The sequence below is a fragment of the Rhodanobacter lindaniclasticus genome (assembly GCF_004799035.1).
GTDB lineage: Bacteria > Pseudomonadota > Gammaproteobacteria > Xanthomonadales > Rhodanobacteraceae > Rhodanobacter > Rhodanobacter lindaniclasticus.
Genome location: NZ_MWIO01000078.1, coordinates 1 through 12,585 on the forward strand (window position 1 = coordinate 1; position 12,585 = coordinate 12,585).

Genomic DNA, 12,585 nt, shown 5'->3' on the forward strand with positions numbered 1-12,585 from the left:
GAATAAATCAGAGCATCCCTAGCGTTCGATGGCTCACACAACAAGAAGCTTCCTTCAGCTCTCACGCCGCGTGAACATCTGGAATTGGAAGTCGGAGATTTACTCATCACTCGCGCGGGACCTCGATCGCGGGTGGGCGTCACCTGTCTCATTCGGCAAGTGAAGAAACGACTGATCCTTTGTGACAAGGCATATCGCATCCGTTGCGACGAAAGCCGTGTCGACAAAGAATTTCTTGAGCTCGTTCTAAACGCGCCTCACATGGTAAACAAAATTGACGAACTGAAGACGGGCATAAATGACAGCGGTCTGAACCTGACACAAGACCGCTTCTTTACGTTGATGATCCCCGTCCCAGCAGTTGACCAACAACGAAGATTGGTGGAACAAATCCACGCCCAGGTCCAATGCATCGAGGAGCAAGAACTGGCAATTGAGCTTTCGCTCAAGCAAGCCGCCGCCCAACGCAAAAACATCCTCAAAGCCGCCTTCGCCGGCCAACTGGTACCGCAAGACCCCAAAGACGAACCCGCCAGCGCGCTGCTGGAACGCATCCGCGCCGCGAAGATGGAACATGCGGGCAAGGCCAAGCCAGTGGGGAAACGAGGCCGGAAGGCGTAGCGGTTACTTGCCGAATGGCATTTTCGTCTGCCGCGCCGAGTCGGGGATGGGCAAGTCATCGATACCCTTCACATCGAGGGACAACGCTTGCCCGATGCGGTGCAGGTCGGCATCGTCGCTGTAGATGCGGGTGACGTTGCGCGACAGTGCGATGGCCGCGATTTGCCAGTCGAACTTGAACTTGGTGCGCGTGACCTGCTTGCGCGTGGTGTCGTCCCAATGGTCGGCCAGCAACAGCGCGCATTCGGTGGCCGCGCGCTGGTCGAAGGGTTCGATGCTGAAGGAGCGGCTGGCCGAGAGTTTCGCCAGCAGCTCGTCGCGCGCCTTGCCGGCCCGCACCAGATACTCGGTCAGGCTGGGCGTGGGGATGATGATCTTGGTTCTGGCGTGCTGTTCCAGCAATCCGTCCAGCTTGGCACGGCGGTCGCCTTTGATGCGGGGATTGAACAGGTCGATCAGGATGTTGGCATCGAAGGCGACCGGCATCAGTCGGCCCTCAACTCGTGCCATGCGGCCTGGGCGTCGTCCAGTTCATTCCAGCCGTTGTCCGCAATGGCCTGGATGTCCCGTACTTGCTGTTCCAGCGGCGTTTCATCCAACCGCTCGAAGCTCTGGATATCGAACTCTTCCAGCGTCCAGCGGGCGTCGTCACCGCGCCGCCACTTGCCTTTGCCCGCCACACGCACATAAGTGTCGAACAGGGGCGCAAGCTGGCGAGCAATGTCGCGCCGGGCATTGCACTTGAGCAAGGCACCATCATCAGCCTTCAGCCAGATGGGCACGCTATCGTCCACGCCCTTCACGCCAACCACCACGCCATCCAGCGTCCCGCTTTCGTGCACGATGGCTTCCTGCGCCAGCGGTGTACGAATGCCCGCAAATTGGGCGAACGCAACCTTGCCACCCTTGCGCATCAGCCGCGCACTGGCGCCGTCGCGGCGCAGGTAGCGGTTGATGTTCGTCCACTGTGCGGCCATGTCCGCAGGCATGTCTGCCGTGCCGAGCAAGTGCAGGCGCTTTTCGATGCGAGGCGCAGCTTTGTGGCTGACGGCGAACTCCAGCACGGCACTGCCCTTGCGCACCTGGTGGAAATACACGTCTTCCGCAGCGCCAAAGATACCGCGCAAAGCGTCCACGTAGTCCACGAAACGACTCAGACGCAGGGTTGCCGGCGTCAGGGCATCAATACGGAAATCGTAGTTGGCGGTAGTCGGTTTCATGGTTTTCGCCGGGAGGAACGATCCGGTTGCAGGCCGCGAGTCGAGCCTAGTGCCATTCAGGGCGGACGCCCAGCTGTGGCGGCTATCAGCCTCGCATTCGAATGCCGACAAAGTGTAGCCTAACGCGCTGACTGAACACGAATCCCCCAGGGACATCTCCACAAAAAGAACCCCCGCGTGCATCTTTCGATGTAGTGGCGGGGGCCGTGTTGGGATGAACTGTATTGGCCGGCTGTCGGCCAGGTCAATCGACGAGTGATTCTGAATGAACGGTCAAGGAATCCTTGACCGCTCCCGCCAAGCGAGGCCCAACTTGTAAGGACGCCTTACAAGTTGGTCAACGGAGAGCTGCATGAACAGCAACACCCTCGTCCAGAAGATCTGGAACTTCTGCCACACGCTGCGCGACGACGGCGTGGGTTACGGCGACTATCTGGAACAACTGACCTACCTGCTGTTCCTGAAGCTGGCGCATGAATACTCGTTGCCGCCACACAACCGCGACACCCGTGTGCCGCGCAGCTGCGACTGGGCCAGCCTGCGCGACAAGACCGGCGAGCCGCTGGAAACGCACTACCTCAAGCTGCTGCACAAGCTCGGCGAGGAGCCCGGCATGCTCGGCGCGATCTTCTTCAAGGCGCAGAACAAGATCCAGGACCCGGCCAAGCTGGCGCGGCTGGTGCAGATGATCGACGCGGAGAGCTGGCTCAGCCTGGAAACCGACGTCAAGGGCGACCTCTATGAAGGCCTGCTGCAGAAGAACGCCGAGGACACCAAGAGCGGCGCTGGCCAGTACTTCACCCCGCGCCCGCTGATCCAGGCGATGGTGGAGTGCGTGCAGCCCGAGCCAAAGAAAACCGTGGGCGATCCAGCCTGTGGCACGGGTGGTTTCTTCCTCGGCGTGCACGAATGGCTGACTCGCAAGGGCAGTCACCTCAATCCCTCGCAGGCCAGGTTCCTGCGCCATGAAACTTTCTACGGCAACGAGATCGTCGCCAGCACGCGCCGCATGTGCCTGATGAACTTGTTCCTGCACAACATCGGCGAGCTGGATGGTGCGCCCGCCGTGGAACGCTCCGATGCGCTCGTCTCGGAACCCCGTGTTCTGGTGGACTACGTGCTGGCCAACCCGCCCTTCGGCAAGAAGAGCAGCATGACCATCGTTGGCGAAGACGGCGAGGAAGACCGCGACGCGCTGACCTACGAGCGCCAAGGCTTCTGGCAGACCACCTCGAACAAGCAGCTCAACTTCCTGCAGCACATCGTCTCGATGCTCAAGACCACCGGCCAGGCCGCGGTGGTGCTGCCGGACAACGTACTGTTCGAAGGCGGCGCCGGCGAAAAGATCCGCCGGAAGCTGCTGGAAACCTGTGACGTGCACACCCTGCTGCGCCTGCCCACCGGCATCTTCTACGCGCAGGGCGTGAAGGCGAACGTGGTGTTCTTCGACGCCAAACCCAAAGACGGCAAGGTGCACACCAAGGGCGTGTGGATCTACGACCTGCGCACCAACAAGCACTTCACCCTGAAAACCCGCCCGCTCAAGCGCGACGACCTGCAGGACTTCATCGACTGCTACCACCCCGCCAACCGCCAGCGGCGCAAAGAGACGGAGCGCTTCAAGTACTTCGACTACAAGACGCTGGTGGCCCGCGACAAGGCCAGCCTCGACATCTTCTGGCTGAAAGACGACAGCCTCGACAACCTCGACGACCTGCCCGCGCCGGACGTGCTGGCGCAGGAGATCGTGGAGCATCTGGAGGCGGCGCTGGCGTCGTTCAGAGAAGTTGCCGCGGCCTTGCCTTCGTCGACTTCTCGCGAATGAGCTGTCCGGATGACCAGGTGCCTGGCGCGCTGTTCAATAGTGATACCGCAACTGCGCAATCAGCAGCGCACCCGCGACGGGCTTGTACACCATGCGGTGCTCGTCGTTGATGCGGCGCGACCAGTAACCCGCCAGCCCATGCCGCAAGGGCTCGGGTTTGCCGATGCCTTCGAGGGGATGGCGCAGGGTGTCGTCGATCAGCTTGTTGATGCGCGCCACCAGCTTGCGGTCGTGGGCCTGCCAGTAGAGGTAATCCTCCCAGGCCGCATCGGAGAAGATCAGCTGCATGCCGTTTCGATTCAGCGAGCCAGCTTGCGCGGTTTGCCGCCACCGGATTCCAGTTGCGCCATCGATTCCAGCAGCCGGCGCGCGTTCCTGGGGCTGCGCAGCAGGTACGCGGTTTCTTCCATCGACTGGTAATCGGCCAGCGACATCATCACCACCGACTCATCCTTCTTGGTGATGATCACCGGCGCATGATCCTCGCAGACGCGCTCCATCGTCTCGGCGAGACTGGAGCGGGCCTTGGTGTAGGTGATGGTGTCCATGGGCTGTCTCGATATGTACATTATTCTGTACATAATCTAGCCGACGGCCCGCAGGCGGTCAAATGCTGCCGGATGGCGGGTTCAAGCGGCGGATCAGCCAGCAAGCGCCTTGCGTTCCTCCGCCCCAGCCAGCGCATGCATCAGGTCCACCGTGCTGTCGAGCACCCGGGCGACCTTGATGCCGCGGGCCGAGAATATCTCCGCCAGTGCCTGGTAGTAGCCGAGCGTGCCGTCGCGGCCGCCGGTGAAGCGGTCGAATACGAGGGTGGCTATTTCGGGGTCTTCCAGGTCCTGCACGATGGCGCGGGCGTTGTGGAGTTTGTCGCAGGCGGAGACCAGCAGCGTGGCGTCCGGGGCTTGTTTCAGGTGCGTGAGGTAGGCGAGTTTGCGCTCGATCCAGTCTCGGCGTTTGGCTTCCGGATCGGTGTGGCTGGCCTTGCCTTCGGCGGTGCCGTCGGTGCAGTCCACCACGATATTGGCGACGGCATCACCGAATTGCTTGCGGATCGCCGCCTCATGCTCGGCACCGCAATCCTCGATGGTGTCGTGCAGCAGGCCGGCGATGGCCTGGTCCTCGTTACCGCCGAACTCGATCACCAGGCTGGCCACGCCAAGCAGATGGTACAGATACGGAATGTTCGAGCCCTTGCGCACCTGCGCTGCATGGGCGAGGCGGGCGTAGTCGACGGCCTGGCTGAAGCGATCGGATAGCGTGGTCATGCGGCCCCCTGTGACGGTTTTACCGTAGCCAATGATGATGGCAGCACGTCGCAAGGACTGAGAGCGTAGCGGACGCCAACCCGCGGCTGACCAAATTCGCCCCGGATGGGTTCGTCGACCTTGGGTGGTTATTTGCCCAAGCTGTCACTGCCAGAGAAGCAAAACGCCCCATCGGGGCGCTCTGTTTTTCTGGCGGAGAGAGTGGGATTCGAACCCACGGAAGGTTTGACCCTTCGCCGGTTTTCAAGACCGGTGCCTTAAACCACTCGGCCATCTCTCCGAAAATTGTGCTGCCGACCGTTGCTTGGGGAACGCCGGCCCTTCGACTTCGCTCCGCTACGCTCAGGGTGAACGGTGGGAGGTCGTATGAGGTGCACATGCTATCAGGAACGTAACAACGGGTGCCGTTGAGGGCAGGCCAGGAGCGCACCTTGGTCCACAAGGGACTTCCTTCGGTCGTGCGCGATGCCTTTCGGTGGGTCGACGGAGAGCATCGCGCACAGGGTGCGCTCCTACAACAGCGGCTTGGGGCCTTTTTTCGACAGTGCGACCAGGCAGCCGACGAGGATGACCACGGGGATCAGCGCGCCGAGCAGCGGCAGCAGCAGCACCGGTTCGCGCACGACCATGGGCACCAGCTGGGTGGCGCTGGCGAAGGCGATGACGGCGAGGCGCCAGCGGCGGCTGTGGCGGGCGAACCAGAAGCTGGCGAGGACGAGGGCCAGGGCGACCATCGACAGGTCGAGATCGAGAGTGGGCAGATGCCAGACGTCGTCGAAGCCGAGGCGGGTGGCGATCACGCCGGCCAGCACCAGCAGCAGGAAGAAGCTGGTGTAGAACTCCACCCTGCCCCAGCTGCCGCGTGCCGGCGTCGGCGTGTTCATGCGATGCGGTCGAGCCCGGCCATGTACGGGCGCAGTGCTTCGGGGATCGTGATCGAACCGTCGGCGTTCTGGTAGTTCTCCATCACCGCGATCAGGGTGCGGCCGATGGCGAGGCCGGAGCCGTTGAGGGTGTGCACCAGTTCTGGCTTGCCGGTTTCGGGATTGCGCACGCGAGCCTGCAGGCGGCGGGCCTGGAAGTCCTCGCAGTTGGAGCAGCTGGAGATTTCGCGGTAGGTCTGCTGGCTGGGCAGCCACACTTCGAGGTCGTAGGTCTTGGTGGCGCCGAAGCCCATGTCGCCGGTGCACAGGAGCATCTTGCGGTACGGCAGGCCGAGTTTCTGCAGCACGGTTTCGGCGTGGCCGACCATCTCCTCCAGCTGCGCGTAGGACTGGTCGGCGCGGGCGACGTGCACCATCTCGACCTTCTCGAACTGGTGCTGGCGGATCATGCCGCGGGTGTCGCGGCCGTAGCTGCCGGCCTCGGCACGGAAGCACAGCGTGTGCGCGGTCATGCGCAGCGGCAGCGCGTCGGCGTCCTGGATGGTGTCGCGCACCAGGTTGGTCAGCGAGACTTCGGCGGTGGGGATCAGGTAGCGCTTGGTCTCGCCTACTTCGGTGGCGAACAGGTCCTCTTCGAACTTCGGCAACTGGCCGGTGCCCTGCATGGTGTCGGCGTTGACGATCACCGGCACGTTGCATTCGAGGTAGCCGTGCTCACCGGTGTGCAGGTCGAGCATGAACTGGCCGAGTGCGCGATGCAGGTGCGCGAGCTGGCCGCGCAGCACGGTGAAGCGCGCGCCGGAGAGCTTGGCGCCGGCATCGCCGTCGAGCCAGCCGTGGCGCTCGCCGAGTTCGACGTGATCCTTCACCGCGAACGCGAACTCGCGCGGCGTTCCCCAGCGGCTGACTTCGACGTTGTCGTGCTCGTCCTTGCCCACCGGCACGGACTCGTGCGGGATGTTGGGGATGCCCAACGCGATCCCGGCGAGCTTGGCCTGCACGTCGGCGAGGGCCTGCTCGTTGGCCTTGAGCTTGTCGCCGATGCCGGCGACTTCGGCCATCAGCGGCGCCACGTCCTCGCCCTTGGACTTGGCCTGGCCGATCGCCTTGGAGCGGGTGTTGCGCAGGTTCTGCAGCTCCTGCGTCTCCATCGCCAGCTGCTTGCGCGAACTCTCCAGCGCTTCGACGGCGGCCACGTCCAGCGTGTAGCCGCGGGTTTCGGCGAGGCGTGCGGCGGTGTCGGCGAGGTGCGCACGCAGCAGGGCGGGATCGAGCATGAGCGAGGTCCAGATGACGGATTGAACCGCGAATTATCGCTGCGGGGTGGCGATGGCTGCAATGTGAGTGACGAATTGCTTGGGGGACTTCACCCCTCCCCAGCCCTCCCCTGCTGCACGCAGGAGAGGGAGCCGGACATCGCCGCGTGGAACGATTCAGCTGGCCGAGCGGCGCTCGTCGCGGCCCAGCCACCACGCCATCGCCGCGCCGGCGAGCAGCCAGCCGATCAGCTGCTCGGCCAGGGCGGCGAGCGTGAAATCGAGCGGAAAGCGGTACCAGTTCCAGTACGGAAGCATGCTGCTGAGCCAGGCAAACACGGCCGCCGCCGCGGCGATCGCCACCCGCCGGCGGAAGCCCACCACGGCCAACCCCATGACGAAGGCGAGTGCCAGCGACGCCAGCGTGTCGGACGCCCATTGCCGCCCGATCTGCGGACCCATCTGCATCATGTCGGTGCCGCGCGGCTGGTACACCACCCAGGCGTAGGGCGAACGCACGGCCTTGATCGAATAGGCGCGCACCACGGCGGCGTCGCCCAGCTGCTTGGGATCGAGCGAAGGCAGCAGGTATACGCCCGGCTGATCGCCCAGCCCTTCCTGCAGCCCGCTCAGCGCCGCGTTCTCGTTGAGCGGCTGGTGGATGCCGACGCTGCCCAGTCCCAGCGCCATGTGTGCGGCCACGCCCCAGATGAACATCACGATGCCGCCGATCAGACCCGCCACCAGTACGCGCATGGTTCATCCCTCCCCGGTTGGTTGAGCCAATCTAGGTCGGGAAAGCGCGTGCGGCAAGGGCGTACGCGGCAGGAGCCCGCTCGCGGGCGATGCTCTTGCGAATCCCGAATCCCGTATCCCGAAAGAAAAGCATCGCCCGCGAGCTGGCTCCTACGGGTGGCGGGCTTTTTCGCGGGCGGCGCGCAGGGCCAGCAGCTTTTCGCGCAGTTGCAGTTCCAGGCCGCGTTCGACCGGCTCGTAGAACACCGTGCCGACCAGCGCATCGGGCAGGCATTGCTGATCGAGCGCGACGCCGCCTTCGGCGTCGTGGTCGTATTGGTAGCCCTTGCCGTAGCCGAGGCCCTTCATCAGCTTGGTGGGCGCGTTGCGCAGGTGCATGGGCACGTCCAGCGTGCCGCCATGGCGCACCGCGTCGCGGGCCTTGTTGTAGGCCATGTACGCCGCGTTGCTCTTGGGCGAGATGGCCAGCCAGATCGCCAGCTGGGCCAGGCCGAGCTCGCCCTCGGGGCTGCCCAGGCGCTCGTAGGTATCCCACGCGTCCAGCGCCATGCGCCAGGCGCGCGGCTCGGCCAGGCCGACGTCCTCCACCGCCATGCGGGTCATGCGCCGGGCGAGATACAGCGGGTCGACGCCGCCGTCGAGCATGCGGCACAGCCAGTACACCGCCGCGTCGGGATCGGACGAGCGCACCGACTTGTGCAGCGCCGAGATCTGGTCGTAGAACTGCTCGCCCTGCTTGTCGAAGCGACGGGTGCGGTCGGCCAGCACCTGGCTCAGGGTGGCTTCGTCGATGGTGCGTTCGTGGGCCAGCTCGGCGGCGATTTCCAGCAGGGTCAGCGCGCGGCGCACGTCGCCGTCGGCCGCCTGGGCGATCGAATCCAGCGATGCGTCGGACACCTGCAATTGCAGCTCGCCGAGGCCGCGCTCGCCGTCGGCCAGCGCGCGCTTCAGCGCGGCGACGATGTCGGCGGTGGAGACCGGCTCCAGCACGTGCACGCGGCAGCGCGAGAGCAGCGCGGAGTTCAGCTCGAACGAGGGGTTCTCGGTGGTGGCGCCGATGAAGATGATCACGCCGCGCTCGATGTGCGGCAGGAACGCGTCCTGCTGGGTCTTGTTGAAGCGGTGCACCTCGTCGACGAACAGCACGGTGCGCCGGCCCTGGGCGAAGTTCACCTCGGCCTCGGCCAGCGCCTTGCGCACGTCCGGCAGGCCGGACAGCACGGCGGAGATCGCGCGGAAATCCGCGTCGGCGTAGCGCGCCACCAGCAGGGCCAGCGTGGTCTTGCCGCAGCCGGGCGGCCCCCACAGCACCATCGAGTGGATCTTGCCGGCTTCCAGTGCGCGGCGCAGCGCCTGGTTCGGGCCGACCAGCCGCTGCTGACCGACGATTTCATCGAGGCTGCGCGGGCGCATGCGTTCGGCCAGCGGCTTGAGCGCGTCGGGTTCGGCGAACAGGCCGGGGCCGGACGGGGCAACGGGAGGAGTCATGTGCCGATGATAAGGCATGCACCCGCGGCGTCCGCCTGCGGAAACTCGGTGCATGCCGGTATCATGGGGGCCGTCCGCGTCGTCGAGCCGATTCGACCGGATGTGCCGGGGGACGACCAGAACGTGATCGTGCACGGAACCATTGACCGCACCAGGGAAACCGGACGCGCGCAGCGGCCCGGCGCCTTGCCGTGTCGGTACGGGTGGTGCGGGTGAAGCGACGGTCCTTGCGCTGCCCGTGGCTGGGCCTGTTGGGGGCACTGTTGCTGCTGCTCCGGGCCGGAGCGGGCATCGCCGCGCCGGTCGATCCGTGGGCGCCGTTCGAGTCGCCATGGTTCGACAAGGTATCCAGCGCGGAAGGATTCCCCCCGGCCATCGTCACTGCGCTGGCGCAGGATCGCGAAGGCCTGCTGTGGGTGGGCACGATGGTGGGGCTGGCCCGCTACGACGGCTACCGCACCCAGCTGTTCGACATCCGCGGCGAACCCGTCAAGGGCCTGCCCGATGCCTACGTGCGCTGCCTGCTGGCCCTGCCCGACGGCGGCATGCTGATCGGCACCAACGCCGGCGGCCTGGTGCGCTTCGATCCGGCGACCAACACCTTCCACGTCTATCCCGGCGGCCCGGACGGCATCTCCGACCGCAAGATTTTCGCCCTCGCCGACGACCACGCCGGCGGCGTGTGGGTGGCCACCGAACAGGGCCTGGACCATCTCGACCTGCGCAGCAACGCGATCCGCCACGTCGACACCGGCAGCGACACCGCGCCGCGCAACTTCAGCGTGATGCAGGACCGCGCAGGCAACCTGTGGCTGGGCAACAACCAGGGCCTGTTCGTGCGGCGCGCCGGCAACGATCGCTTCGAGCGCCCCGCGCTGCCCGCCGATGCCGCGGTGGCCACCGTGCTGGAGAACCAGATCTGGGCCATCGACGAGGACAGCGCCGGCCGCCTGTGGATCGGCAGCGGCCAGGCCGGCGCGGTGTACCGCGACCCGCACGGACACTGGCAGCCGGTGCCGGAGTTCAGCGGCTATCGCAAGGGCGCCCAGCGCGCCACCGTGCGCGACTTCCAGGAGGCTGCGCCGGGCACCATGTGGATCGCCACCGACGGCAGCGGCGTACTGGCCTACCGGCCCGGCGACGCCTCGCTGCAGCGGATCGGGCATGACCCGGCGGTGCCCTCATCGCTGCCCGGCGACGCCGTGCGCGCGTTGCTGCACGACCACGCCGGCAATCTGTGGGCGGCCACCGACCTGGGCCTGGCCCGCGCCTATCTGGGCGACCGCGGCGCGTTCTCGATCCTGCCCTCGCCGCTGGAATCGAACATGCTCAGCGACACCAGCGTGCGCGGCGTCTACGTGGACAGCCGCGGGCTGGTCTGGATCGGCCTGAGCGCCGGCCGCATCGACGTGATCGACCTGCACGCGGGCCTGATGCGCCACCTGCGCCTCGGCGGCACGCAGACGCTGCGCGACGTGCAGTCCTTCGCCGAGGCGGCGGACGGCTCGATCTGGGTCGGCACCCAGGGCCTGGCGAAGGTGGACCCGAACACGTTCGAGATCAGCTCGTCGGTGCTGCCCGCACTGGAAAGCGTGCCGGTGCTGTGCCTGCGCATGGATGGCAACCGCCTGCTGATCGGCACCTATGACGGACTGTTCCGCTACGACATCACCGCCGGCGTGCTGGACCATGTCCGGCACGATCCCGACGACCCGACCAGTCTGGCCAGCAACACGGTGCGGCAGATCCTCAAGGTCGGCGGCGAATGGTGGTACAGCACCTCGCGCGGCATCAGCATCGCCCCCGACAGCGGCGCCAGCCGCGGCTTCCGCACGCTTGCCCATCGCGAGGGCGACCCGACCAGCCTGCCCGGCGATTCGGTGAGCGCGGCAACGCCGGACCCGCAGGGACACGTATGGGTGAGCACCTCCGGCGGCCTGGCCGAAAGCATCGGCAAGGATCCGTGGCGCTTTTCCAGCATCGGCGTGGCCGAGGGCCTGCTCAGCGACAAGGTCACCAGCGCGCTCGGCGATGGCCTGGGCCACATCTGGGCCAGCACCTCCAGCGGCATCGCGCGCATCGATGCCGGCAGCCACGCGGTGCGCAACCTGAGCTCGCGCGACGGCCTGCACATCCGCAGCTACCACTATGCCGACGCCGCCGCCCGCGCGCCCGACGGCTCGCTGCTGTTCGGTGGCCTGGGTGGCCTGACGGTGATCCGTCCGGCCATCCAGATCGACGACAACGACGACGCCCCGCTGGCGATCACCCAAGCGGTGCTCGGTACGCGGGCGCTGCCGTTCGGCAGACTGCCGCATGACGGCGACACGATCACGCTGGACCAGCGCAACCGCAACCTGCGCGTGGACTTCTCCCTGCTGGATTACCGCTCCCCCGGCGAAACCTCGTACAGCTATCGCATGACCGGGCTGGACGACGACTGGGTCGACATCCCGGCCGGCGCCAAGCCCGGCGCGAACTACACCAACCTCGCGCACGGGGACTACGTGCTGTATCTGCGCGCCAGTACGCAGGGCATGCATCCGCGCACGGTCGAAAGCCGCCTGCTGGTGACGGTCGCTCCGCGCTGGTATGAAACCTGGTACAGCAAGCTGGCAGCGGTCGCGCTGCTGATCGGCCTGGTGGTGCTGCTGGTGCATCTGCGCACGCTCTACCTGCGCCGGCAGGCGCTGCAGTTGCAGCGACAGATCAACGAACACACGCGCGACCTGCGCGCCGCCAACCGGCGCCTGGACGAACTGGCCAGCACCGACGGGCTCACCGGCATCTACAACCGGCGCCGCTTCCTGGAGCTGGCCCAGCTGGAATGCGAGCGGTCGCGGGAGCAATCCATCTGCATCGCGCTGTTCGACCTGGACCGCTTCAAGCAGATCAACGACATCCACGGCCACCTCGCCGGCGACGCCGTGATCCGCGGCGCGGTGGCGGTGATCCAGCGCCATTGCCGCCAGGGTGACCTGCTCGGACGCTACGGCGGCGAGGAGTTCGTGCTGTGCCTGCCCGACACCAGCGTGGACCAGGCCAGCGAGATCGCCGAGCGCATCTGCGCGGCCATGGCCGGCACCGCCGTCAGCTATCAGGATCGGCCGATCCAGGTCACGGTGAGCATCGGCGTCACCGCGCTGCGTCAGGGTGAATCCATCGAGCAGTGGCTGTCGCGCGCGGACAAGGCGCTGTACGAAGCCAAGCGCAACGGCCGCAACCGCTACGCGGTGGCCAGCTGACATCCCCCCTCAATCGGCGCCC

At 66.0% G+C, this 12,585-nt stretch carries 12 protein-coding genes and 1 tRNA gene; 3 read left to right on the forward strand and 10 right to left on the reverse strand.

Annotated features, from left to right (window positions below):
• Positions 1-159 precede the first annotated feature (159 nt).
• Positions 160-621, forward strand: a complete 462-nt coding sequence (locus B1991_RS17510; protein ID WP_136259966.1) for a restriction endonuclease subunit S domain-containing protein — start codon at positions 160-162, stop codon at positions 619-621.
• Positions 622-624: 3 nt separating this feature from the next.
• Here the strand turns inward: B1991_RS17510 and B1991_RS17515 are convergent, their stop codons facing one another.
• A complete protein-coding gene (locus B1991_RS17515) occupies positions 625-1,107 on the reverse strand; it encodes a type II toxin-antitoxin system VapC family toxin (RefSeq protein ID WP_168709703.1) in 483 nt (160 codons plus the stop codon).
• On the reverse strand, positions 1,107-1,841 hold the full coding sequence (locus tag B1991_RS17520) for a hypothetical protein (RefSeq protein ID WP_136259968.1): 735 nt from the start codon (positions 1,839-1,841) through the stop codon (positions 1,107-1,109). Before B1991_RS17520 ends, B1991_RS17515 begins: the two co-directional genes overlap by 1 nt.
• Before the next feature lie 352 nt (positions 1,842-2,193).
• On the opposite strand from B1991_RS17520, the gene B1991_RS17525 reads away from it, so the two are divergent.
• Positions 2,194-3,666 (forward strand): class I SAM-dependent DNA methyltransferase, encoded by a 1,473-nt coding sequence (locus tag B1991_RS17525; protein ID WP_136259969.1) that lies wholly within the window; start codon positions 2,194-2,196, stop codon positions 3,664-3,666.
• A gap of 33 nt (positions 3,667-3,699) precedes the next feature.
• Here B1991_RS17525 and B1991_RS17530 read toward each other — a convergent pair whose 3' ends face one another.
• From B1991_RS17530 to B1991_RS17565, 8 genes are all read right to left on the reverse strand, one after another.
• Complete coding sequence (locus B1991_RS17530; protein ID WP_136259970.1) at positions 3,700-3,954, reverse strand: Txe/YoeB family addiction module toxin; 255 nt, start codon at positions 3,952-3,954, stop codon at positions 3,700-3,702.
• 11 nt (positions 3,955-3,965) lie between these two features.
• Positions 3,966-4,214 carry a type II toxin-antitoxin system Phd/YefM family antitoxin gene (locus B1991_RS17535; protein WP_108472895.1) on the reverse strand — a complete coding sequence of 83 codons (249 nt, stop codon included), beginning with the start codon at positions 4,212-4,214 and terminating at the stop codon, positions 3,966-3,968.
• A 93-nt stretch (positions 4,215-4,307) separates the two neighbouring features.
• Entirely contained in the window at positions 4,308-4,934 is a 627-nt protein-coding gene (locus B1991_RS17540; RefSeq protein ID WP_136259971.1) for an HD domain-containing protein, read from the reverse strand.
• A gap of 190 nt (positions 4,935-5,124) precedes the next feature.
• Positions 5,125-5,214 (reverse strand) — tRNA-Ser (locus B1991_RS17545).
• 232 nt (positions 5,215-5,446) lie between these two features.
• Complete coding sequence (locus tag B1991_RS17550) at positions 5,447-5,818, reverse strand: LrgA (protein WP_136259972.1); 372 nt, start codon at positions 5,816-5,818, stop codon at positions 5,447-5,449.
• Positions 5,815-7,095, reverse strand: coding sequence for a serine--tRNA ligase (serS, locus tag B1991_RS17555; protein WP_136259973.1), 1,281 nt, complete (start codon positions 7,093-7,095; stop codon positions 5,815-5,817). Before serS ends, B1991_RS17550 begins: the two co-directional genes overlap by 4 nt.
• Positions 7,096-7,251: 156 nt before the next feature.
• Positions 7,252-7,830, reverse strand: coding sequence for a hypothetical protein (locus B1991_RS17560; RefSeq protein WP_136259974.1), 579 nt, complete (start codon positions 7,828-7,830; stop codon positions 7,252-7,254).
• Between the two features lie 150 nt (positions 7,831-7,980).
• Positions 7,981-9,318 (reverse strand): replication-associated recombination protein A, encoded by a 1,338-nt coding sequence (locus tag B1991_RS17565; RefSeq protein WP_136259975.1) that lies wholly within the window; start codon positions 9,316-9,318, stop codon positions 7,981-7,983.
• A 212-nt stretch (positions 9,319-9,530) separates the two neighbouring features.
• Between B1991_RS17565 and B1991_RS17570 the strand changes: the two genes are divergently transcribed.
• On the forward strand, positions 9,531-12,563 hold the full coding sequence (locus tag B1991_RS17570; protein WP_246031229.1) for a ligand-binding sensor domain-containing diguanylate cyclase: 3,033 nt from the start codon (positions 9,531-9,533) through the stop codon (positions 12,561-12,563).
• Positions 12,564-12,585: the final 22 nt, after the last annotated feature.

What these genes read in the sequence shown, in the direction of transcription:
- B1991_RS17515 (WP_168709703.1), bottom strand. Translation starts at nt 1,107, where the DNA reads ATGCCGGTCGCCTTCGATGCCAACATCCTGATCGACCTGTTCAATCCC.
- B1991_RS17520 (WP_136259968.1), bottom strand. Translation starts at nt 1,841, where the DNA reads ATGAAACCGACTACCGCCAACTACGATTTCCGTATTGATGCCCTGACG.
- B1991_RS17525 (WP_136259969.1), top strand. Translation starts at nt 2,194, where the DNA reads ATGAACAGCAACACCCTCGTCCAGAAGATCTGGAACTTCTGCCACACG.
- B1991_RS17530 (WP_136259970.1), bottom strand. Translation starts at nt 3,954, where the DNA reads ATGCAGCTGATCTTCTCCGATGCGGCCTGGGAGGATTACCTCTACTGG.
- B1991_RS17535 (WP_108472895.1), bottom strand. Translation starts at nt 4,214, where the DNA reads ATGGACACCATCACCTACACCAAGGCCCGCTCCAGTCTCGCCGAGACG.
- B1991_RS17540 (WP_136259971.1), bottom strand. Translation starts at nt 4,934, where the DNA reads ATGACCACGCTATCCGATCGCTTCAGCCAGGCCGTCGACTACGCCCGC.
- B1991_RS17550 (WP_136259972.1), bottom strand. Translation starts at nt 5,818, where the DNA reads ATGAACACGCCGACGCCGGCACGCGGCAGCTGGGGCAGGGTGGAGTTC.
- serS (WP_136259973.1), bottom strand. Translation starts at nt 7,095, where the DNA reads ATGCTCGATCCCGCCCTGCTGCGTGCGCACCTCGCCGACACCGCCGCA.
- B1991_RS17560 (WP_136259974.1), bottom strand. Translation starts at nt 7,830, where the DNA reads ATGCGCGTACTGGTGGCGGGTCTGATCGGCGGCATCGTGATGTTCATC.
- B1991_RS17565 (WP_136259975.1), bottom strand. Translation starts at nt 9,318, where the DNA reads ATGACTCCTCCCGTTGCCCCGTCCGGCCCCGGCCTGTTCGCCGAACCC.